Annotated in this window: 20 protein-coding genes; 5 read left to right on the top strand and 15 right to left on the bottom strand. The window is 74.1% G+C overall.

Features of this window, described 5'->3' with window-relative positions; all coding sequences use genetic code 11:
* Positions 1 to 128: 128 nt before the first annotated feature.
* The 12 genes from HUT06_RS13345 to HUT06_RS13290 all read right to left on the bottom strand — a co-directional run bounded on the left by HUT06_RS13345 (position 129) and on the right by HUT06_RS13290 (position 13,519).
* Positions 129 to 596 carry a Dps family protein gene (locus HUT06_RS13345; RefSeq protein WP_176196009.1) on the bottom strand — a complete coding sequence of 156 codons (468 nt, stop codon included), beginning with the start codon at positions 594 to 596 and terminating at the stop codon, positions 129 to 131.
* A 131-nt stretch (positions 597 to 727) separates the two neighbouring features.
* Positions 728 to 1,081, bottom strand: coding sequence for a helix-turn-helix domain-containing protein (locus tag HUT06_RS13340; RefSeq protein WP_089323774.1), 354 nt, complete (start codon positions 1,079 to 1,081; stop codon positions 728 to 730).
* Positions 1,082 to 1,192: 111 nt separating this feature from the next.
* Entirely contained in the window at positions 1,193 to 2,488 is a 1,296-nt protein-coding gene (locus HUT06_RS13335) for a CinA family nicotinamide mononucleotide deamidase-related protein (protein WP_176196008.1), read from the bottom strand.
* 512 nt (positions 2,489 to 3,000) lie between these two features.
* Complete coding sequence (locus tag HUT06_RS13330) at positions 3,001 to 3,513, bottom strand: DUF1990 family protein (RefSeq protein ID WP_176196007.1); 513 nt, start codon at positions 3,511 to 3,513, stop codon at positions 3,001 to 3,003.
* Entirely contained in the window at positions 3,510 to 4,100 is a 591-nt protein-coding gene (locus HUT06_RS13325; RefSeq protein ID WP_176196006.1) for a CDP-alcohol phosphatidyltransferase family protein, read from the bottom strand. The genes HUT06_RS13330 and HUT06_RS13325 overlap by 4 nt, the downstream gene beginning before the upstream one ends.
* The gene (rimO, locus tag HUT06_RS13320) at positions 4,097 to 5,509 is read right to left on the bottom strand and encodes a 30S ribosomal protein S12 methylthiotransferase RimO (protein WP_176196005.1); all 1,413 of its coding nucleotides are present in this window, start codon (positions 5,507 to 5,509) and stop codon (positions 4,097 to 4,099) included. Before rimO ends, HUT06_RS13325 begins: the two co-directional genes overlap by 4 nt.
* Before the next feature lie 106 nt (positions 5,510 to 5,615).
* Entirely contained in the window at positions 5,616 to 6,368 is a 753-nt protein-coding gene (locus HUT06_RS13315; RefSeq protein WP_176196004.1) for a helix-turn-helix domain-containing protein, read from the bottom strand.
* Between the two features lie 139 nt (positions 6,369 to 6,507).
* The gene (locus tag HUT06_RS13310; protein WP_176196003.1) at positions 6,508 to 9,162 is read right to left on the bottom strand and encodes a DNA translocase FtsK; all 2,655 of its coding nucleotides are present in this window, start codon (positions 9,160 to 9,162) and stop codon (positions 6,508 to 6,510) included.
* A gap of 165 nt (positions 9,163 to 9,327) precedes the next feature.
* Entirely contained in the window at positions 9,328 to 11,013 is a 1,686-nt protein-coding gene (locus HUT06_RS13305) for a ribonuclease J (protein ID WP_176196002.1), read from the bottom strand.
* On the bottom strand, positions 11,010 to 11,948 hold the full coding sequence (gene dapA / locus HUT06_RS13300) for a 4-hydroxy-tetrahydrodipicolinate synthase (RefSeq protein WP_176196001.1): 939 nt from the start codon (positions 11,946 to 11,948) through the stop codon (positions 11,010 to 11,012). Before dapA ends, HUT06_RS13305 begins: the two co-directional genes overlap by 4 nt.
* 155 nt (positions 11,949 to 12,103) lie before the next feature.
* Positions 12,104 to 12,325, bottom strand: coding sequence for a hypothetical protein (locus tag HUT06_RS13295; RefSeq protein WP_176196000.1), 222 nt, complete (start codon positions 12,323 to 12,325; stop codon positions 12,104 to 12,106).
* Positions 12,326 to 12,463: 138 nt separating this feature from the next.
* The gene (locus HUT06_RS13290) at positions 12,464 to 13,519 is read right to left on the bottom strand and encodes a hypothetical protein (RefSeq protein WP_254715156.1); all 1,056 of its coding nucleotides are present in this window, start codon (positions 13,517 to 13,519) and stop codon (positions 12,464 to 12,466) included.
* Between the two features lie 217 nt (positions 13,520 to 13,736).
* Between HUT06_RS13290 and HUT06_RS13285 the strand changes: the two genes are divergently transcribed.
* Positions 13,737 to 13,943 carry a hypothetical protein gene (locus HUT06_RS13285; protein ID WP_176195999.1) on the top strand — a complete coding sequence of 69 codons (207 nt, stop codon included), beginning with the start codon at positions 13,737 to 13,739 and terminating at the stop codon, positions 13,941 to 13,943.
* On the opposite strand, the gene HUT06_RS13280 is transcribed toward HUT06_RS13285, so the two are convergent.
* The gene (locus HUT06_RS13280; protein ID WP_176195998.1) at positions 13,933 to 14,853 is read right to left on the bottom strand and encodes a DMT family transporter; all 921 of its coding nucleotides are present in this window, start codon (positions 14,851 to 14,853) and stop codon (positions 13,933 to 13,935) included. The two genes, HUT06_RS13285 and HUT06_RS13280, sit on opposite strands and share 11 nt — an antisense overlap.
* On the opposite strand from HUT06_RS13280, the gene HUT06_RS13275 reads away from it, so the two are divergent.
* Positions 14,852 to 16,243, top strand: coding sequence for a PLP-dependent aminotransferase family protein (locus HUT06_RS13275; RefSeq protein ID WP_176195997.1), 1,392 nt, complete (start codon positions 14,852 to 14,854; stop codon positions 16,241 to 16,243). The two genes, HUT06_RS13280 and HUT06_RS13275, sit on opposite strands and share 2 nt — an antisense overlap.
* A 51-nt stretch (positions 16,244 to 16,294) precedes the next feature.
* Here HUT06_RS13275 and HUT06_RS13270 read toward each other — a convergent pair whose 3' ends face one another.
* The gene (locus HUT06_RS13270; RefSeq protein ID WP_176195996.1) at positions 16,295 to 16,654 is read right to left on the bottom strand and encodes a VOC family protein; all 360 of its coding nucleotides are present in this window, start codon (positions 16,652 to 16,654) and stop codon (positions 16,295 to 16,297) included.
* The gene (locus HUT06_RS13265; RefSeq protein ID WP_176195995.1) at positions 16,651 to 16,929 is read right to left on the bottom strand and encodes a hypothetical protein; all 279 of its coding nucleotides are present in this window, start codon (positions 16,927 to 16,929) and stop codon (positions 16,651 to 16,653) included. The genes HUT06_RS13270 and HUT06_RS13265 overlap by 4 nt, the downstream gene beginning before the upstream one ends.
* A 124-nt stretch (positions 16,930 to 17,053) precedes the next feature.
* Here HUT06_RS13265 and HUT06_RS13260 point away from each other — a divergent pair, with 124 nt between their 5' ends.
* From HUT06_RS13260 to HUT06_RS13250, 3 genes are all read left to right on the top strand, one after another.
* On the top strand, positions 17,054 to 17,611 hold the full coding sequence (locus HUT06_RS13260; protein WP_176195994.1) for a CGNR zinc finger domain-containing protein: 558 nt from the start codon (positions 17,054 to 17,056) through the stop codon (positions 17,609 to 17,611).
* A 40-nt stretch (positions 17,612 to 17,651) separates the two neighbouring features.
* Positions 17,652 to 18,191 (top strand): GNAT family N-acetyltransferase, encoded by a 540-nt coding sequence (locus HUT06_RS13255; RefSeq protein ID WP_176195993.1) that lies wholly within the window; start codon positions 17,652 to 17,654, stop codon positions 18,189 to 18,191.
* An 80-nt stretch (positions 18,192 to 18,271) separates the two neighbouring features.
* A complete protein-coding gene (locus tag HUT06_RS13250; protein WP_254715155.1) occupies positions 18,272 to 19,924 on the top strand; it encodes an MFS transporter in 1,653 nt (550 codons plus the stop codon).
* Positions 19,925 to 19,929: the final 5 nt, after the last annotated feature.

Below are 19,929 nucleotides of genomic sequence, written 5' to 3'. Positions count from 1 at the left end.
GCCCCGGCGCCCGCCGGGAGGGCGGGCGCCGGGGCCGGGGCCGGCCGGGTCCGGTCCGCGCCGGGATCGCGGCGGCGCGACGCCGGACCGGTCGCCGTTCGTCAGGTCCGTCCGGTCTGCCAGGTCTGTCAGGTCTGGGCCTGGAACATCCAGTGCTGCTTCTCGAGTTCGGCGGTGATGCCGATGAGCAGGTCCTGGGTCACCTGATCGGGCTCGTCGGTCGCGGCGATGCGCTCCCGGAACCGCCCGATGATCTGCGCCAGCGTGTCGGTGACCGCGGCGACGACCTTGTCGTCGTCCAGGTACCCGGCCTCCAGCTGGGGGAGCTTCGTGCGGTCGGCGACCGTGCGGGCGCGGCCGTCGGGGTTCACCCCGATCGCCACGGCGCGCTCGGCCACGTCGTCCTGGCCGGTGCGCGCGAGCGCGACCACCTCGTCCAGGTGCTCGTGGACGACCTTGAAGTTGCGCCCGGTCAGGTTCCAGTGCGCCTGCTTGGCCACCAGGGACAGGTCGATGAGGTCGACGAGAGAACCCTGCAGGGCCTCCCCCACGACCTTGACGGCCTCGTCCGGGAGCGGGCTCTTGACCCTCGCCATTATCGGGCTCCTTCCGCGTCGTTACGGTTATCCGCTACAACACGGGAAGATCCCCGCGAATGCCGCGTTCATGCAGTGAGGCCGCGCACACCCGCGGCCCCGGGTCGGGCATGAACGCCGCCCAGACCGGGTCAGGCCGCGACCATGTCGGCGCGGAACTCCCCGGTGATCTCCTCCGGCGTCTCCGGAATGCTCTCGGCCGCGATGCGCTCGTGCTCGGGCGCGCCCGCCATGACGGGCTCGTGCTGCAGCTCGGCGAGGGCGAGCTGATCCGCGACCTCCCGCAGCACGTGCGACAGCGGGACGCCCAGTGCCTTGCAGATCGAGGAGAGCAGCTCCGAGGAGGCTTCCTTCTGACCCCGCTCGACCTCGGAGAGATAGCCGAGTGACACCCGCGCCGCCGCGGACACCTCACGGAGGGTGCGTCCCTGGCGCAGCCGCAGCTGCCGCAGTACGTCACCGAGCAGCTGGCGAAGCAGGACCATCGTCTCGCTCCCTCCCTCAGTTCGGACCATCTGCCGGTTCCACCGTACCCGCCTTGACGGCGGCCATGGCAGACCGTTGATTTCGTGTTCGCTCGGAACGTAACGCTGTAATCAGTCCCGGTCTTCCCGATCTGCCTGAGCCTCCTCGCTCTCCTCCGCGGCGTCAAGCCCCAGCAGCACGCGTCTCAGCAGCTCAAGGGCGTGCACGACGGTCATCCGCCGGATCACCGCGCGGGTCTCCGGCCCGGGGCCGGGCACGGAGAGTTTCGGACTGACCACAGTTCGCGATTCGCCGGGTCCGGCCACGCCGACGAAGACCGTGCCCACCGGGCGGCCGTCCTGCGGCTCGGGGCCCGCGACTCCGGTCACCGCGATCCCGTAGGCCGCGCCGAGCGCGTCCCGGACGCCCGCGGCCATCGCGGCGGCCACGTCCGGGTGGACGGCGCCGTGCGCGGCGAGCAGCTCCGCCGGGACGCCGAGCAGCCGGTGCTTCGCCTCCGTCGCGTAGGTCACCATGCCGCCCGCGAAGGTGGCGGACGAGCCGGGCATCGCGGTCAGCTCCGCGCCGATGAGCCCGCCCGTCAGCGACTCGGCGGCGGCGACGGTGGCGCCGCGCTCGGCGAGCAGCCGGTGGACGACCCGGTCGAGCGTCTCCTCCTCCGCCCCGTAGACCGCCGTGCCGAGCAGGTCGCGGACGCGGGCCTCCACGTCCGCGAGCCGGCGGGCGGCGTCCGGGCCGGCCACGGTGATCCGGATCTTCACCTCGGCCGGGTCGGGCAGGTACGCCAGCCGCACCCCGTCCATCGCCTCGACCTCGGCGAGCCGCGTCGCGACGACCGACTCCCACAGCCGGGCGGTGCGCAGCGTGCGGCGCGCGACGGCGGGCAGGCCCGCGATCCGGGCGAGCTCCGGCAGCACGGCCTCGTCCATGATGGTGCGCATCTCGAACGGGACGCCGGGCAGCGCGTAGACGACCCCGCCGGGCAGCTCGACGCGCAGGCCGGGCGCCGAGCCCGCCGAGTTGGCGAGCACCCCGGCCCCCTTCGGGACGTCGGCCATCCGCAGCGCCATCGGACGCAGCTCGCGGCCGGCGCGGGCGGTCCGCTCGCGCAGCCGCGCCTCCAGTTCCGGGTCGCGGACGAGCGGCACCCCGGCCGCCGCGGCGAGCGCGTCCCGGGTGACGTCGTCGTAGGTGGGGCCGAGACCGCCGGTGGTGATCACCGCGTCGGCCCGGCCGAGCGCCGCCTGGACGGCCGCGACGATCACGTCGAGCTCGTCGCCGACGACGACGCTGCGGGTCACCTCGACGCCGTGGTCGGCGAGCCGCCGGCCGAGCCACGCCGCGTTGCCGTTGACCGTGTCGCCGAGGAGCAGCTCGTCCCCGACGGTGAGCAGTTCGACTCGCATGGCGCCCCCAATCCTCGCCGGCGGCCGCCCGTTGCGCGTCCGCAGGCGAGTCGAATGTACCGGCGCCGGCCCGGCGCGCCGCGGGCCCGGGGGCGGGCGCGGACCGGTGCGACGACCCCGGCGCGCCACCGGTTCACCGCGAAAAACGGCCGAATGAGGACGCAAGCGACATAGCCCCGTTCAACCGCTCCACCCCGCTTATCCCTTTTCCGTCGCGCCGCGAAAGGAACGGCCGCGCTTTGGCCGCCCGAAGGGGACCCGCCGCGCCACGGCGCGCGGCCGGGGCGGCCACCCGGGCGCGCATCGTCGCCGCACGTCAATGACCCGGCGACCCGACAAATCCGGGACGCGCAGGTCACATTGTGAGTCAAAACTCATTTGATCGATTCGTCCCACCGGGCGCGGGCAGGGATAATCGAATTGCGTGGCGCCCGCGCGAACGGGGCCGCGGGACCACGACCGGGGTGGGCGTGGCCTCGCGGCCCCACGCGCGGGCGTCACACGTGCGGGCGTCACGGCCTCGACAGGCGGCGCAGCACGGCGCCGCAGCGGCGGACGTACATCCGCTGGAACACCCGGACGAGCGGGCCCGCCAGCCGCGCCGGCGCGGTCGCGGCCCGGCTGAACAGGGTGACCGTCAGCCACACGTCGTCCTCCTCGTCCCGGTGCACGACGAACGCCTCCTCCCCCGCCAGCGGGTGCCCCGGCAGCGTCCCGTACGCCCAGCCGGCGTAGCGCTCCTCCTCGCGCGTCCACACGATCCGGCACGGCGCGGCCACCCGCAGCGGGCCGAGGCCGAGCCGGACGACGACGCTCACCCCGGGCGCCGCGCGCCGGGCGGAGGCGTCCACCCGGGCGGGGAGCGCCCGGTGCATCCAGAACTCCATGACCGCGTCGGCCGCGTCCTGGAACGCCGCCGCGCCGTGCCCGACCGGCACGCGCTCGCGCAGGTGCCGGTACCCGGCCGGCCGCTCCGCGTCCCGCGTCGCGCCCACCTCGGCGTAGGTGAAGTCCTGTGCGGTCACGGCGCTTCGGGCGCGCGGCGCAGCCGCCAGGCCCGGAGCAGGTAGTCGGCACCGGTCACGACCGTGACGATGAGCGCGGCGCCCATCGTCACCCACCGCACGTAGTCGAGCGGGCCGGGCAGGATGTAGAAGCCGATGGCGATGACCTGCAGCATCGTCTTCAGCTTCCCGCCCTTGCTGGCCGGGATCACGCCGTGCCGGATCACGACGAAGCGCAGCACCGTGATGCCGATCTCGCGGACCATGATGGCGGCCGTCACCCACCACCACAGCTCCCCCATCGCCGACAGGCTGACCAGCGCGGCGCCGGTGAGCGCCTTGTCGGCGATCGGGTCGGCGATCTTGCCGAAGTCGGTGACCAGGCCGCGGGCCCGCGCGATGTCGCCGTCGATCTTGTCGGTGATCGAGGCGGCGGCGAACACCGCGAACGCGGCGAGCCGCCAGCCGGTGCCGTCCAGGAACAGCAGCCACACGAACAGCGGGACGAGCGCGATCCGGACCATCGTCAGCGCGTTGGCGATGTTCCAGACGCCCGCCTGCGGCGGGCCGGGGGCGCCCGCGACCGGTTCCGTGGCGCCGGCCGTCATGCGATGTCCGCGATCAGGTCCACGCCGTCGCTCCCGATGACGCGCGCCTCGACGATCTCGCCCAGCGCGAGGCCGTCGCCGCGCACGAGGACCGTCCCGTCCACCTCCGGCGCCTGGTGCTCGGCGCGGCCCTCGAACCCGCCGCCGTCGGCCTTCTCCTCCAGCAGGACGCGGACGAGCGAGCCGATCCGGTCCTCGGCGCGCTGGGACGTCAGCTCGTCGGCCAGCTCCGACAGCTCCTCGACGCGGCGGGCGACCTCGTCCGGGTCGAGCTTGCCGTCCAGGCCCGCGGCCTCCGTGCCGTCCTCGTCGGAGTAGCCGAACACGCCGACCGCGTCCAGCCGGGCGGCGGACAGGAACTCCGCCAGCTCCTCGAAGTCGTCCTCGGTCTCGCCGGGGAAGCCGACGATGAAGTTGGACCGCACGCCCGCCTCCGGGGCCAGCTCGCGGATCTGGCCGAGCAGCCCGAGGAACCGCTCCCGGTCGCCGAACCGCCGCATCGACCGCAGCACCGGGCCGCTCGCGTGCTGGAACGACATGTCGAAGTAGGGCGCGACGCCCGGCGTGCCGCAGATCGCCTCGATGAGCCCCGGCCGGGTCTCGGCGGGCTGCAGGTAGCTGACCCGGACCCGCTCGATGCCGTCCACGGCGGCGAGGCCGGGCAGCAGCTTCTCCAGCGCGCGCAGGTCGCCGAGGTCCTTTCCGTAGGACGTGGAGTTCTCGCTGACGAGCACCAGCTCGCGGACGCCGTGCCCGGCGAGCCAGCGCGCCTCCTCCAGCACCTCCGCCGGCGGCCGCGAAACGTACGCGCCGCGGAACGCGGGGATCGCGCAGAACGTGCAGCGCCGGTCGCAGCCGGACGCCAGCTTCAGCGGCGCCACCGGGCCGCCGCCGAGCCGCCGCCGCAGCACCCGGGGGCCGGACGCGGGCGCCACCCCGGCCGGCAGGTCCGCCGGCGCGCCGTGCCCGGGGACCGCCACCCCGGACGCCGACCGCTCCACGGGGCTGATCGGCAGCAGCGTCCGGCGGTCGCGCGGGGTGTGCGCGTCGCGGCGGCGGCCCGCCATGACGTCCTCGAGCCGCTCCCCGATGCCGGCGTAGTCGTCGAACCCGAGGACGGCGTCGGCCTCCGGCAGGGCCTCCGCCAGCTCGCTGCCGTACCGCTCGGCCATGCACCCGGCCGCGACGACCTTGGCGCCGGAGTCGTGCGCGGCCAGCAGCGTGTCGATGGAGTCCTTCTTGGCGGCCTCGATGAACCCGCAGGTGTTGACGACGACCACGTCCGCGCCGTCGGCGCCCTCGGACAGGTCCCACCCCGCGTCCTCGATGCGCGCGGCGAGCTCCTCGGAATCGACCTCGTTGCGGGCGCAGCCGAGCGTGATGAGCGAGACCTTGCGGCGAGTGGACATGCCCCTAAAGGTAATGGGCGCGGGCGACTTCGCGCGCCAGCGGGGTACGGGCGCGCTCAGGCGTCCTCGGACGTGCTCAGGCGTGCTCAGGCGTGCTCGGGCGTGCTCAGGCGTGCTCGGGGTCGCCGCGGTCGAAGCTCAGCCGCTGCACGCCCTTGCCCTTGCCGGGCGACCCGATGTCCTTGCCGTTGACGGTCAGGTTGACGCTGCCGCCGACGCCGACCACCAGCTTGACCTTCTTCTTGGCGGTGAAGTCCTTCTCGTCGCCCTTGTGCAGGGTGCCGATGAACAGCGTCTCGCCCTTGTCGCCGATGACGTTCAGCCAGGTGGTCCGCTTGGCCGCGACGCGCACCTCGACCTTGGTGCGCGGCGCCTCCGCGACCGGCGCGCCGCTCTTCGGCGGCGCGGACGACGGGGCGTGCCCGGACGGCGCCGGCGTCCCGGCGACCTGCCGGGCGGTGCGCTCCTCGCCGCCGCCGCCGTGCCCGACCACCTGCACGACGCCGTAGATGACGACGAGGGCGAGCGCGAACGCCATCGCGGCGCTCCAGTTCGGCGCCTTGCGCTCGCGGAACGCGACGGGCTGCTCCGGCTCGAACGCCGAGACCGCCGACACCGGCTGCGGGGCGCCGCCGTGCGCGGCGTCGAACTCGGCGACCAGCGGCTCGGGGTCGATGCCGATGACCCGCGAGATGCTGCGGATGTGGCCGCGGGCGTAGAAGTTGCCGCCGCACAGCGAGAAGTCGTCGGCCTCCATGCCGCGGATCACGGTCTCCCGGATCCGGGTCTGGAGACTCACCTGTGTCACCGAGAGACCGGCCCGCTGACGCTCCTCCGCCAAGGTCTCACCGATGCTCACCTCGGGCCTCCTTCGGGGGCGCTCGCGGCCGATCTTCTGGGACACCAGTCTAGGAACGGCCATGCCCGATCGGCGACAGCCGACACGTTCGAAACAGGGCAAGATTTCGCATCATTCCGCAATGCCCCGTCCTCTCCGGTCAGCCGCCGCCGCGCAGTTCCGCGAGCACGCCGGGGAGATCGTCCGGCTTGGCCAGCACGTCCCGCGCCTTGGAGCCCTCGCTCGGCCCGACGATGTCGCGGCTCTCCATCAGGTCCATCAGCCGGCCGGCCTTGGCGAAGCCGACGCGGAGCTTGCGCTGGAGCATCGACGTCGACCCGAACTGCGTCGACACGACCAGCTCGATCGCCTGGACGAGCAGGTCCATGTCGTCGCCGATCTCCTCGTCGATCTCCTTCTTCGGCTTGTTCGCCTCGGCGACGTCCTCCCGATAGTTCGCCTCCATCTGCCCCTTGCAGTGGTCGACGATCCCGTGGATCTCCTTCTCCGCGACGTAGGCGTTCTGGAGGCGCATGGGCTTGCTCGCGCCCATCGGCAGGAACAGCGCGTCGCCCTGCCCGACGAGCTTCTCCGCGCCGGGCTGGTCGAGGATGACGCGGCTGTCGGACAGCGAGGAGGTCGCGAACGCCAGCCGGGACGGCACGTTGGCCTTGATGAGCCCGGTGACGACGTCCACCGACGGCCGCTGCGTGGCGAGGACCAGGTGGATGCCGGCGGCACGCGCGAGCTGGGTGATGCGGACGACCGAGTCCTCGACGTCGCGGGGCGCGACCATCATCAGGTCGGCGAGCTCGTCGACGATCACCAGCATGTACGGGTACGGGGTGTAGACGCGCTCGCTGCCGGGCGGCGGCTTGAGCTTGCCCGCCTTCACCGCCTTGTTGAAGTCGTCGATGTGCCGGTACCCGGACGCGGCGAGGTCGTCGTAGCGGCGGTCCATCTCGCCGACGACCCATTCGAGGGCCTCGGCGGCCTTCTTGGGGTTGGTGATGATCGGCGTGATCAGGTGCGGGATGCCCTGGTACATCGTCAGCTCGACCCGCTTGGGGTCGACCAGGATCATCCGCACCTCGTCGGGCGTGGCGCGCATCAGGATCGAGGTGATGAGCCCGTTGATGCACGTCGACTTGCCCGCGCCGGTGGCGCCCGCGATGAGGATGTGCGGCATCTTCGCCAGGTTCGCCACGACCGTGCGGCCCTCGACGTCCTTGCCGAGCCCGACGATCATCGGGTGGTGCTCGTTGGTCGCGGCGGGCGAGCGCAGCACGTCGCCGAGGCTGACGATGTCCTTGTCGGTGTTGGGGATCTCCACCCCGATCGCCGACTTGCCGGGGATCGGGGAGATGATCCGCACATCGGCGCTCTTCACCGCGTAGGCGATGTTCTTGGTCAGCGCGGTGACCTTCTCGACCTTCACCGCCGGGCCAAGCTCGATCTCGTACCGGGTGATCGTCGGGCCCCGGGTGAACCCGGTGACCTGCGCGTCGATGTCGAACTGCTCCAGCACGCCGGTGAGCGCGTTCACGACCGTGTCGTTGGCCTTCGTCCGCGGCTTGGACACGCTGCCCGGCCGCAGCGCCGACGGGTCGGGCAGCGCGTAGATCTCGCCGGACGACGACAGCGGCAGCTGCTCGGACCGGCGCGGCGCGGGGGTCGGGTCGGGCACCTCGTGCGGCGCGTCCCCGGCCATGGCGGGGTCGGCGACGTGGTCGTCGTCCGCCTCGCCGGCCGGCCCGTCCATCGCCTCGTCGTCGAGGGGCGGCGCGGGCGGCGGGACGTCGGCGCCGAACGGGTCCGGTTCGAACAGCTCGTCGGCGAGGTCGCGGCGCGGCCGGTCGCCCTTCTTCGGCTCGTCCTCCAGCAGCGGCGTGTCGTAGGGCCGGGAGTGCTCGCCGACCTCCAGCTCGCCGTCGCCGTCCTCGCCGTCGTCGGACTTCTTCTTGCGGCGCCGCTTCTTCGGCGCCGCCGCCTCTTCGCCCGCGGTCTCGGACGGGTGCTCCGGTCGGCCCTGCAGCGTCGCCATCGCCCACAGGTCGCCGACCCGCTCGGGGACCTTCGCGATCGGCGTCGCGGTGACGACCAGCAGCCCGAACCCGGACAGGAGCAGCAGCAGCGGCACGGCCACCCAGCCGCTGAGCGCCGCGTCCAGCGGCGCCGACACCAGCCAGCCGACGACGCCGCCGGACTCGCGGACGCCGTCCATGTCCTGCGCCGGGGACGGGACGCCGGCCGCGATGTGCAGGATGCCGAGCACGCCGACGCCGAGCGCGGTGATGCCGATGACGACGCGGCCGGTGTCCTCGTGCTGCTCGGGGTGGCGCAGCGTCCGCCACGCCAGCAGCGCCAGCAGCACCGGCAGCGCCATCGCCAGGATGCCGATCCCGCCCCGCACGACCTTCTCCAGCGCGATCGTGACGACGCCGTCCGGCCGGAACCAGGTCACCGAGGCCAGCACGATCGAGGAGCCGAGCAGCGCCAGCCCGAGGCCGTCGCGCCGGTGCTCGGGGTCGAGGTTGCGGGCGCCGTGCCCGTAGGCGCGGAAGACCGAGCCGACCGCGACGGCGGCGAGCAGGTACAGCTTGAACAGGAGCTTGAAGAACCCGAGGACGGCCTGGGAGATCGGATCGGGCTTCTGCGGGGGCCGCCCCCGCCCCGAGCCGCGGCCCTTGGCGGCGCCGCCCTTGCCGGTGCCGCTCGTTCGCTTCCGGGGGGATGAACCTGCGGGCTTGCGAGCCGCACTGCCCCCCGTGCGCGAGGAGGAGGTCTTCGCGCCCCCGGACGCACGTGTGGCCATGCTTATGAGAGTAACCAAGGACCCCCGGGGTTCCCGGGATGGCGCGGGGGCGTGTTGGAGAAGCCGGGCGTGTTGGAGAAGCCGGGCGTGCTGGGGAAGCGGGGGCGTGCCGGAGGGAACGGACGGCCGCGGGGCCCGCGCCCCGCGGCCGTCCGCCGCGGTCCGCTAGACCTCCACGACCACCGGGACGATCATCGGGCGGCGGCGGTAGTTGTCGCTCACCCACTTGCCGACGGTGCGCCGGATGAGCTGGCTCATCTGGTGCAGGTCGTTGACCCCGTCGCCGGCGGCGTCCCGCATCGCGGCCTCGATCCGGGCGATGACGTCGTCGAAGTCCTCGTTGACGATGCCGGCGCCGCGGGCGTGCACCTCCGGCCCGGCGACGATCTTGCCGGACGTCGAGTCGATGCCGATGACGATGGAGACGAACCCCTCCTCGCCGAGGATGCGCCGGTCCTTCAGCGAGGTCTCGGTGACCTCGCCGACCGACAGGCCGTCCACGTACACGTACCCGGCGGGGACGGCGCCGACGATCTTGGCGCGCCCGTCCACCAGGTCGACGACGACGCCGTCCTCGGCGATGACGACGCCCTCGTCCGGGACGCCGGTGAGCGCGGCCAGCTTGGCGTGCGCGCGCAGGTGCCGCCACTCGCCGTGGATCGGGACGAAGTTGGCGGGCTTCGTCACGTTCAGCACGTACAGCAGCTCACCGGCGGAGGCGTGCCCGGACACGTGCACGAGCGCGTTGCCCTTGTGCACGACGCGGGCGCCCCACCGGGTGAGGCCGTTGATGACGCGGTTGACCGCGTTCTCGTTGCCGGGGATCAGCGAGGACGCGAGCATGACGGTGTCGCCCTCGGTGATGCGGATCGAGTGGTCGCGGTTGGCCATCCGCGACAGCGCCGACATCGGCTCGCCCTGGGACCCGGTGCACACCAGCACCAGCCGGTCGGCGGGGATGTCGTCCAGCTCCCGCTGCTCGACCATGATGCCGTCGGGCACGTTGAGGTAGCCGAGCTCGCGCGCGACCCCCATGTTGCGGACCATGGACCGGCCGATGAAGCAGACCTTGCGGCCGTTGGCGACGGCGGCGTCCAGGACCTGCTGGACGCGGTGGATGTGGGAGGCGAAGCAGGCGACGATGAGCCGCTCCTTCGCGGTGCGGAACACCTCGTCCACGACCGGGCCGATGTTGCGCTCGCTGGTGACGAAGCCGGGCACCTCGGCGTTGGTCGAGTCGGCCATCAGCAGGTCGACGCCCTCGGCGCCGAGCCGGGCGAAGCCGGGCAGGTCGGTGAGCCGGCCGTCCAGCGGGAGCTGGTCCATCTTGAAGTCGCCGGTGTGCAGGACGAGCCCGGCGGGGGTGCGGACGGCCACGGCGAGCGCGTCCGGGATGGAGTGGTTGACGGCGAGGAACTCGCAGTCGAACGGCCCGAAGACGCGCCGCTCGCCCTCCACCACCACGTCGGTGACCGGTCTGATGCGGTGCTCGGTGAGCTTGGCCTCCAGCAGCGCGAGCGTGAGCCTGGAGCCGACGAGGGGGATGTCGCGGCGTTCGCGCAGCAGGTAGGGCACGGCGCCGATGTGGTCTTCGTGGCCGTGCGTGAGGACGACGGCCTCGACGTCGTCGAGGCGGTCCCTGATGTACTCGAAGTCGGGCAGGATCAGATCGACGCCGGGCTGCTCGGTCTCGGGGAACAGCACGCCGCAGTCGACGATGAGCAGGCGTCCGCCGTACTCGAACACCGTCATGTTGCGGCCGATCTCCCCCAGCCCGCCGAGCGCGACGATGCGCAGCCCGCCCTCGGGCGGCGCGGGCGGGTCCGAGAGCTCCGGGTGAGGATGACTCACCGGGTGACCTCCGGCATGGCGACCTCAGGCACTTTGACTCCCCCTATCGTGAGGTCTTCTCGCAGGCGCGCCGCGAACTCCGGCGTGGCCTCCACCAGCGGCGCGCGGAGCGCGCCGCCTCCGGGAAGGCCGAGCAGGTTCAGCGCTGCCTTGACGGCGATGGCGCCCTGCGTTCGGGTCATGATGGCGGTGACCACGGGCAGCAGCCGCCGGTGGATCTCCAGCGCCCGCCCGTGCTCACCGGCGCGGTATGCGTCGATCATCTCATGGAGTTCGACGCCGACGACATGTCCGACCACGCTGACGAACCCCGCCGCGCCGACCGAGAGCCAGGGCAGGTTGAGGACGTCGTCGCCGGAGTACCAGACCAGATCGGTCGCGGCCATCACCCGGGACGCGCCGAACAGGTCGCCCTTGGCGTCCTTCACGGCGATGATCCGCGGATGGTCGGCGAGCTGGACGAGCGTGTCGTTCTCGATCGGCACCCCGGCGCGCCCCGGGATGTCGTACAGCATGCAGGGCAGGCCCGTCGCGTCGGCCACGGCGGTGAAGTGGCGGACGAGGCCCTCCTGCGGGGGCTTGTTGTAGTAGGGCGTGACCACGAGCAGCCCGTGCGCGCCGGCGGCCTCGGCCTGCCGCGCGAGTTTCAGGGTGTGCTCGGTGTGGTTCGTGCCGGCACCGGCGACGATCACCGCGCGGTCGCCGACCGCCTCGATGACCGCGCGCAGAAGTTTGCTCTTCTCGTCGTCGCTCGTCGTGGGCGACTCGCCCGTCGTCCCGTTGACGACGAGGCCGTCGTGGCGCCGCTCGTCGACCAGGTGGGTCGCGAGGCGCGCGGCGCCGTCGTAGTCGACGCCGCCGTCGGGCAGGAACGGGGTGACCATGGCGGTCAGCATCCGTCCAAACGGAGCGTCAGTCGTTGTGCTGGGTGCCATGCAACGAACGGTACCGTTCCGGCCGTTCGTCTTGGACCCGCAGGTCGTACATAACGTCACCCGAAAAAGGGAGAAGCCGCCGCCACACGCTCGGGGGTACGCGTGGCGGCGGCTCCCACCTCCACATCGTGGCACGCAAAACCGGCGTTACGGGGTCAGTCCGGCCACTTCCCGGACTCGATCGCATAACGTGACCCACCGGTCATCTCACGCAACCGGACACGCAGCTCCTCGACGTCGGGAGTGCGCACGAGATCGTTGCCGCGGACGGCCCACCAGAGGCCGGACCCGCCCCGTCCGATCCGCCAGCCGGCGAACTCGGCCGACAGCTCGCCGATCCGGTCGGCGTCGCGCCGCGCGGTCCGCTGAGTGCCCATGGCCTCGCCCTCGCTTCCTTTGCCGTCCGCTGGTCTCGCCTTGGCTTCCACGCCGCTCAATACCCCGAGAGGTGAAGGGCTACCCAACCCTTTCTACCTGCACGTTCAAGCGAACGGAAACGTCGCGGGCCGGGTTTCTCAAGCGCCAAGACTTCCTGTCCCCCGGGGCAGCCAGGTGGAGCGGAACAGGGCCCATTCGCGGGGCTCGGTCGTCCAGCCCGCGTACACGCCGACGCCGTACGGGCGCTTGGGCGCGCGCTCCAGCTGGTCGAGGCCGCGCCGGACGCCGCGCAGCGCGACCGGCAGGTCCTCCGCCCAGTCCATCAGGGGGCGGTAGGTGGGGATGCCGATGAACACGGACGTGCGGTCGCCGATGAGCTCCAGCGTCGCCCGGGTGTGCCGCGCGTAGTGCCAGCCGGCGAGGGCCTCGGTCGGCAGCGACACGTCGTAGGTCATGATCGCGACCTGGTCGGCGCGGTCGGCGACCGCGCGCAGGAAGTCCCGGGTCGGGCGCGGCGGGTAGTGCACCGCGCCCGTGCGCGGGATGAGCGCCTTGTAGACGGGCTGCAGGCCGTCGAAGAGCGTCGGCTGCTCCAGCGCCACCGACAGCAGCCCGCCGCGGGAGCGGGTCAGCTCGCGGGTTCGGTCCATGAGCACCATGAACGCGTCGTCGTCGGGGTAGATCGGCTCGAAGTCGTAGTGGATGCCGTCGAAGCCGAGGTCCAGGAAGGCGGCGTCGGTCTCCAGGACCCGCTCCCGGACGGCCGGGTCGTCGAGGTCGATGACGCCCTTGCCCTCCACCACGCGGATCTGCCCCAGGTACGCCTGCGCGCGGACGCCGGGCGCGTACTGCCGCATCGCCTGGATGAGCTGCCGCGCGTAGCGGTACTTGGCGGGAGGCACCGTCCCGTCCGCCTCGAACGGGCCGGTGTGGAAGAACACGTCGCTGATGTGGTTGCGCTTCAGCAGGTCGCCCAGCGCGCGGTACTCGGCGTCGGTGTGCGGCTCCCCCACCCACTGGTGGCGGGCCCAGAGCCCGTTGAGCTCGGTGCCCCGCGCCTCCGGCTCGGGCTGCCACCAGACCCAGGCCCCGGCGAAGACGAGCGCCGCGATGCCGAGCACGTAGGCCGCCGCCCAGCCCGTCCAGCGCAGCAGCGCGCCCAGAGCACCCGCAACCCGCCCGTTACGCTTCATCAGGTCATGATCCCGGATCGGCGGGGTGCTTCGGACGCCCCGCACCAGCGATCCCCCATGAAACGATCATGGTTGGGACGTGTTCGCGCGCCGCGCGCTCCAGCCGTTGACATCCGGGGAACCCTGTGATGACGAGGCGACTCAGCGGTGTCGCCCGTCGCTTCGACGGGGAGCCGCCCCGATCCTTACCGTCCGTCCGGATGGAGGTCGAACCGGCATGCGAGTACCACCCGAGCACGTGCCACCGGAGCAGGTGGCCCCCGAGCACGACCGGCCGCGTCCCCTGATCAGCACGCGGGCCCTGGTGATCATCATCGTGGCGGCCGGCGCGGCCGCCCTGACCGCCGCCGCCCCGCGGCTGGCGATCCCGATCGGTGTCGGCGTCGGCGTCGTGACGCTGCTGGCCCAGATCGTCAAGGACTGATCCGCACGCGGGCGCGCTGGGTGAGCGCCACGCAGACCAGCACGGCGACGGCGGCCAGCGCGGTCGCGGCGTCGACCGCCTCGCCGAGCAGGAGCCCCGACCAGAGCAGGGTCAGCACCGGCTGCGCGAGCTGCACCTGGCCGCCGCGCGCGATCCCGGCCCGGGCGAGGCCCTCGTACCAGGCGAAGAACCCCAGGTAGGCGGAGACGGCGGCGACGTAGCCGAAGCCGGCCGCGGCGCGTCCCGTCCACTCGGGGCCGGTCGCGGCGAGCAGCCACCCGGTGACCGGGACGGTGACCGGCGCGGCCAGCAGCAGCGCCCAGGAGATCACGCGCCAGCCGGGCATGTCCCGGGCCAGCCGCCCGCCCTCGGTGTAGCCGGCGGCCGCGGCCACGAGGGCGCCGAACAGCAGCAGGTCGGCGGCGGTGAAGTGGCCGCCGCCGCGGACCGCGGTGAAGCCGGTGACGCAGGCGGTGCCCGCCGCGCCGGCGAGCCAGAACGCCCCGGAGGGCCGCTCGCCCGCGCGCAGCACGCCGCACACGGCGGTGGCGGCGGGCAGCAGCCCGACCACGACCGCCGCGTGCGCGGACGAGGCGCCCCGGTCGAGCGCGAGCGTGGACAGCACGGGGAACCCGAAGACCACGCCGCCCGCCGCGACCGCGAGCCCGGCCCACTGGTCGCGGCGCGGCGGGCGGGCGCGCACCGCCAGCAGCGCGGCGGCGGCGAGGACGGCCGCGGCGGCGGAGCGGCCGACGCCGACCAGGTACGGGTCCATGCCGTCCAGGGCGAAGACCGTGCCCGGCAGGGTGAACGAGAAGGCCAGCACGCCGAGCGCGGCGAGCCGCAGACCCGCGCCGCGGGGAGCGTCCGCTATCGGCGCGGTGACAGTAGCGCTATCTTTGGTCTTCATGAAAGACGATAGCAGTGTGGCGGCGCTCGCCGACGCGCTGCGCGCCGACGTCCACCGCATGACCCCCGGCGAGCGGCTGCCGTCGAGCCGGGCGCTGGTGGAGCGGCACCGGGTCAGCCCGGTCACGGTGTCGCGGGCCCTCGGGCTGCTGTCCGCCGAGGGGCTGGTGGTGACGCGGCCGGGCAGCGGCGCGTTCGCCGCCGAGCGCCGCCGGCCCGCCGCCGAGCCCGCCGACTTCGGCTGGCAGGCGGTGACGCTCGGCGACCGCGCCGTCGACCCGTCCGGCGTGTCGTGGCTGCTCACCCCGCCGCCCGACGGCGTGGTGCCGCTCAGCGGCGGCTACCCGCACCCCGCGCTGCAGCCGGTCCGGGCGCTCGCCACGGCGGCGGCGCGGGCCGCCCGGCGCCCGGACGCGTGGGCGATGCCGCCGCTCGGCGGGCTGCCGGAGCTGCGCGCCTGGTTCGCCCGGACGGTCGGCGGCGCCGTCACCCCCGCCGACGTGCTGATCACCAGCGGCGGCCAGCAGTCGCTGACGACGGTGCTGCGGGCGCTGCTGCCGCCCGGCGCGCCCCTGCTGGTGGAGTCCCCGACCTACCTCGGCGTGCTGTCGGTCGCGCGGGCGGGCGGGCTGCACCCGGTGCCGGTCCCGGTGGACGCCGACGGAATCCGCCCCGACCTGCTCGCCGAGGCGTTCGCGCTGAGCGGCGCGCGCGTCCTGTACTGCCAGCCGGCCTTCCACAACCCGACCGGGGCGGTGCTGAGCGCCGAGCGGCGCGCGCGGGTGCTGGACGTGGCGCGGGCGGCGGGCGCCTTCGTGGTGGAGGACGACTTCGCCCGCCACCTCGGCATCGCCGCGCCCCCGCCGCCGCTGATCGCCGGCGACGCCGACGGCCGCGTCGTGCACATCGCGTCGCTGACGAAGGCGACCGCGCCCAGCCTGCGGATCGCGGCGGTGGTGGCCCGGGGGCCGGTCGCCGCGCGGATCCGCGCGACGCAGCTCGTCGAGGAGTTCTTCCCGGCCCGGCCGCTCCAGGAGACGCTGCTCGAACTGGTCAGCTCGCCGGGCTGGCCGCGTCATCTGCGGGCCGTCCGGGCGGCGCTGCCGGCGCGCCGGGACGCGCTGCTCGGCGCGCTCGCCCGCGACCTGCCCGAGCTGCGGGTGAGCCGTCCGGCGGGCGGCCTGCACCTGTGGGCCCGGCTGCCGGACGGCGCCGACGACGCGGCCGTCGCCGAGGCCGCACTGCGCGCCGGGGTCCTGGTCAGCGCGGGCCGGCCGTTCTTCCCCGCCGAGGCCCCCGCGCCGTACCTGCGGCTCAGCTACGGGACGGCGGCCGGCGAGGCCGAGCTGGCCGAGGGCGTGCGCCGCCTCGCGACCGTCCTCGGGTCATGAGACGGCGCTGACCGGCCGGGCGGGCGGCCCGGCCGGCCGGCCGGCGCGGGGTCAGCCCGTGCAGAGGCAGAACTCGTTGCCCTCGGGGTCGTGCCAGACCTGGAAGGGCCGCTCCGGGTTGCCCATCGGCTCCCCGTCCGGGACGGCGCCGAGCCGCCGCGCCCGCTCCCCCGCCGCGCGGATGTCGGGCACCTCCAGGTCGAGGTGCAGCCGGTTCTTGACCGCCTTGCCCTCGGGGACGAGCTGGAACGCCAGCACCGGCCCCTCCCCGGCGAGCGGTTCCAGGTCGAGCCAGTCGTCCTCGCGCGAGGTCGTCTTCATGCCGAGCAGCCCGCCCCAGAACGCGGCCATGGCGTCGAGGTCGGCGCAGTCGAAGACGAGCGTGGTCACCTTCGGGGTCGCAGCGGTCATCGCATTCCTCCGGCGGTTCGCGGGACGCGGACGGAGCGGGCGGCCGCGCGCCGGCAGCCGGCCGCCGGGCGGGGCGGCGCAACGGGCCGGCGCCGGGCGGTGATCCGCTCCGGCACGCCGCCGAGCAGCCACCGGCGGATCCGGGCGGCGCGCTCGGCCTCGCGGACGCGGGTCCTCAGCCGCGCCTCCAGGATGTCGGCGTGCAGTCGCGCGAACTCCCGCTCCGCCCAGGCGTGCCGCGTGGCGAGCCCGGCCAGGTACGGCAGCTGATTCATCTCGTCCTCCTGACGTTGACACCACCTAAACCGTAACGCCGGTGTCGCCATCATGCAACCGGTCAAACAGGAATGACGGTGTTGAAACTCGGATAGAGTTCTCCTTGGACGAGCAGGAGAAGTCATGACCGACGCGCACCCCGCACCAGACCCCGCGCTGCTGCTGGCGGACTTCGTCAACACGCTCGACATCGACTCCGGGACGGACGGCTTCGCCGCGCCCGCCGGCCTCGCCGCATGGCTGGCCGAGCGCGGCCTCGTGCCCGCCGGGACGGCGGCCGGCGACGCCGACCTGCGCGCCGCGACCGCGCTCCGCGAGGGGCTCCGCGATGCCATGTCCGCGCACCACGGGCCGCTGGAGGCCGACGTCCCCGCCGGCCTCGACGGCGCCCTCGCCGCCCTCCCGCTGCGGATCGCGCTCACCGGGCCGCGCCCGGCGCTCGTCCCGCTCGACCCGCCCGGCACGGCCGCCGCCGGCCTCGCCCGCGTCGCCGCCGCGATCATGGACGCGGTCGCCGCCGGGACGTGGCCGCGGCTGAAGGTCTGCCAGGAGGACACCTGCCGCTGGGCGTTCCTCGACACGTCCAAGAACCGCTCCCGCGCCTGGTGCTCGATGCGCGTCTGCGGCAACCGCACCAAGACCCGCGCCTACCGGGCCCGCCGCCGCCCCCCGGCTCGCTAGGGTGGGCGGCGGATTTCCGAGCGAGGACGAGGGGGGCGGCATGGCCGATGTGGGGGTGCGGCCCGCGCGCCGGGCGGACGCGGCCGCCGTCGCCGCCATCCAGGTGCGGGCGTGGCGGCACGGGTACCGCGAGCTGCTGCCGGCCGGCGTCCTCGACCGGGTGACCGCGCCCGACGCCGTCGCGGCGTGGCGGGAGCGGTGGGCGCAGGCGGCCGCCGCGCCGCCGAGCCCCCGGCACCGGCTGCTGGTCGCGGTGGCGTCCGACCTGGTCGTGGGGTTCGCCGCGCACGCCCCCGCCGAGGACGCCGACCTCGACGCCGCCGCCACCGCGGAGCTGGTCGCGCTGCTGGTCGACCCGCCGCACGCCCGCGCCGGGCACGGCAGCCGGCTGCTCGCCGCGACCGCCGACCTGCTGCGAGAGGACGGCTTCGGCACCCTCGTCAGCTGGGTCTTCGAGGACGACGAGGTCACCCGGACGTTCCTCGGCTCGGCCGGCTGGGGCCCCGACGGCACGGCCCGGACGCTCGACATGGGCGAGCCCGTCCGGCAGATCCGCCTGCACACCGACATCAGCGCCTGACGCGCGCGCGGCGCGCCCGTCCGGCCCGCTAAGCAGGGGTCGGTGAGGTGCACTCGCGGCCCCGCAATATCTTTGAGGTCGTGCCCGAGTCCCTCTCCCTGACACCGCCGCGCCCCGACACGGCGGCGCCCGCCGTCCGGCACCGCCGACTCGTGATGGCCGTCATCAGCCTCGGCGTCTCGCTGATCATCGTGGACGCCACGATCGTCGGCGTGCTGCTCCCCCGGATCGTCGCGGACCTGGGCCTCACCACCACCGACGCCGAATGGGTCACCTCCGTCTACGCGCTGGTGTTCGCGGCGCTGCTGATCCCGTTCGGGCGGGCCGGCGACCTGTTCGGGCGGCGCCGGATGTTCGTGCTCGGCACCGCGGTGTTCGCGGCGGCGAGCGTCGCCGCCGCGCTCGCCGGGGACGGGTCGGGCCTGATCGGCGCGCGGGCCCTGCAGGGCGTCGGCGCCTCGATGGTCCTGCCGGCCGCGCTGTCCACGCTGAACACGGTCTTCACCGACCGTGACCGGGCCGTCGCGTTCGGCATCTGGGGCTCGATGATCAGCGGCATGGCCGCGCTCGGCCCGCTGCTCGGCGGCGCCGTCGCGGCCGGCGGCGGCTGGCGCTGGGCGTTCGGGATCAACCTGCCGCTCGGCGCCGCGCTCATCGCGGCGGCGCTGCGGCTGATGCCGGAGACCCGGCGGCCGGGCGGCGGCAGCGCCCGCCGCGAGATCGACTGGGCGGGCGGGCTGCTGTCCGCGCTCGGGCTCGGCGCGCTCGTCTGCGGGATCATCGAGGGCCAGACCTACGGCTGGTGGGCCGCGACGCGCCCGTTCTCGATGGCCGGGTTCCACTGGCCGGAGACGGGTCTGTCGCCCGTCCCGGTGGTCCTCGCGCTCGGCGCGGTGCTCATCGCCGCGCTGGTCGTCGTGGAGCGGTCCAGGGCGGCGGCCGGGCGTCCGGTGATGCTCGACATGGCCCTGTTCCGCATCCCCAACTTCCGGCGCGGCAACCTGGCCTCCGCCCTCATCAACGTCGGCGAGCTCGGGCTGCTGTTCGTCCTGCCGCTGTTCCTGCTGGGCGTGCACGGCACCGGGCCGCTGCAGATCAGCCTCGCGGTGCTGCCGCTGGCGGTCGGGGCGTTCCTGTCCGGCGGGTACGCGGGCCGGCTCGCGAACAGGCGCGGCGCGCACCGGGTCGTCCAGACGGGCATGGTCCTGGAGGTCGGCGCGGTGCTCGGGCTGGCCCTCACCGTGTCGGCGACGACGGGCGGCCTCGGGCTCGCGCCCTGGATGCTGCTGTACGGGATCGGCCTCGGCCTGACATCGGCGCAGCTGACGAACGTGTCGCTGGCGGACGTCCCGCCGGAGCAGTCCGGGCAGGCGTCCGGCACCCAGTCGACGGCCCGGCAGGTGGGCGCGGCCCTCGGCATCGCCGCGATCGGGACGGTGTTCGCGACCAGCCTCGGGCACGCGATGGCCGACCGGCTGGCCGCGGAGTCCGCGCTGCCGCCCGCGCGGCAGGCCGCGATGGCGCACGACCTGCGGGAGAGCGCCGGGACCTACGGCCGCGACCTGCACGGCGCCCCCGGGCTGGCGGTGGAGGCCCGCGCGGCCGACGCGAGCCTCGCGACCGCGACCCGGCACGCGGCGCTCACCACCGCGGCGATCCTCGCGCTCGGGCTCGCCGCGTCGCTGCGGCTGCGCCCGAGTGGTGATCTCCATCGGGGAGAATCGAAGCGGTAGTCCCC

Origin of the sequence: Actinomadura sp. NAK00032, assembly GCF_013364275.1 — a bacterium.
In the GTDB taxonomy this organism is placed as follows: domain Bacteria; phylum Actinomycetota; class Actinomycetes; order Streptosporangiales; family Streptosporangiaceae; genus Spirillospora.
The sequence above is the reverse complement of the archived record's forward strand: the minus strand, read 5'-3'. Positions and strand labels throughout refer to the sequence as shown.

Excerpts from the sequence above, each read along its gene's own strand:
- HUT06_RS13345 (WP_176196009.1), bottom strand. The coding sequence starts at position 596 with ATGGCGAGGGTCAAGAGCCCGCTCCCGGACGAGGCCGTCAAGGTCGTG.
- HUT06_RS13340 (WP_089323774.1), bottom strand. The coding sequence starts at position 1,081 with ATGGTCCTGCTTCGCCAGCTGCTCGGTGACGTACTGCGGCAGCTGCGG.
- HUT06_RS13335 (WP_176196008.1), bottom strand. The coding sequence starts at position 2,488 with ATGCGAGTCGAACTGCTCACCGTCGGGGACGAGCTGCTCCTCGGCGAC.
- HUT06_RS13325 (WP_176196006.1), bottom strand. The coding sequence starts at position 4,100 with ATGACGGCCGGCGCCACGGAACCGGTCGCGGGCGCCCCCGGCCCGCCG.
- rimO (WP_176196005.1), bottom strand. The coding sequence starts at position 5,509 with ATGTCCACTCGCCGCAAGGTCTCGCTCATCACGCTCGGCTGCGCCCGC.
- HUT06_RS13310 (WP_176196003.1), bottom strand. The coding sequence starts at position 9,162 with ATGGCCACACGTGCGTCCGGGGGCGCGAAGACCTCCTCCTCGCGCACG.
- dapA (WP_176196001.1), bottom strand. The coding sequence starts at position 11,948 with ATGGCACCCAGCACAACGACTGACGCTCCGTTTGGACGGATGCTGACC.
- HUT06_RS13295 (WP_176196000.1), bottom strand. The coding sequence starts at position 12,325 with ATGGGCACTCAGCGGACCGCGCGGCGCGACGCCGACCGGATCGGCGAG.
- HUT06_RS13290 (WP_254715156.1), bottom strand. The coding sequence starts at position 13,519 with ATGAAGCGTAACGGGCGGGTTGCGGGTGCTCTGGGCGCGCTGCTGCGC.
- HUT06_RS13285 (WP_176195999.1), top strand. The coding sequence starts at position 13,737 with ATGCGAGTACCACCCGAGCACGTGCCACCGGAGCAGGTGGCCCCCGAG.
- HUT06_RS13275 (WP_176195997.1), top strand. The coding sequence starts at position 14,852 with ATGAAAGACGATAGCAGTGTGGCGGCGCTCGCCGACGCGCTGCGCGCC.
- HUT06_RS13280 (WP_176195998.1), bottom strand. The coding sequence starts at position 14,853 with ATGAAGACCAAAGATAGCGCTACTGTCACCGCGCCGATAGCGGACGCT.
- HUT06_RS13270 (WP_176195996.1), bottom strand. The coding sequence starts at position 16,654 with ATGACCGCTGCGACCCCGAAGGTGACCACGCTCGTCTTCGACTGCGCC.
- HUT06_RS13265 (WP_176195995.1), bottom strand. The coding sequence starts at position 16,929 with ATGAATCAGCTGCCGTACCTGGCCGGGCTCGCCACGCGGCACGCCTGG.
- HUT06_RS13260 (WP_176195994.1), top strand. The coding sequence starts at position 17,054 with ATGACCGACGCGCACCCCGCACCAGACCCCGCGCTGCTGCTGGCGGAC.
- HUT06_RS13255 (WP_176195993.1), top strand. The coding sequence starts at position 17,652 with ATGGCCGATGTGGGGGTGCGGCCCGCGCGCCGGGCGGACGCGGCCGCC.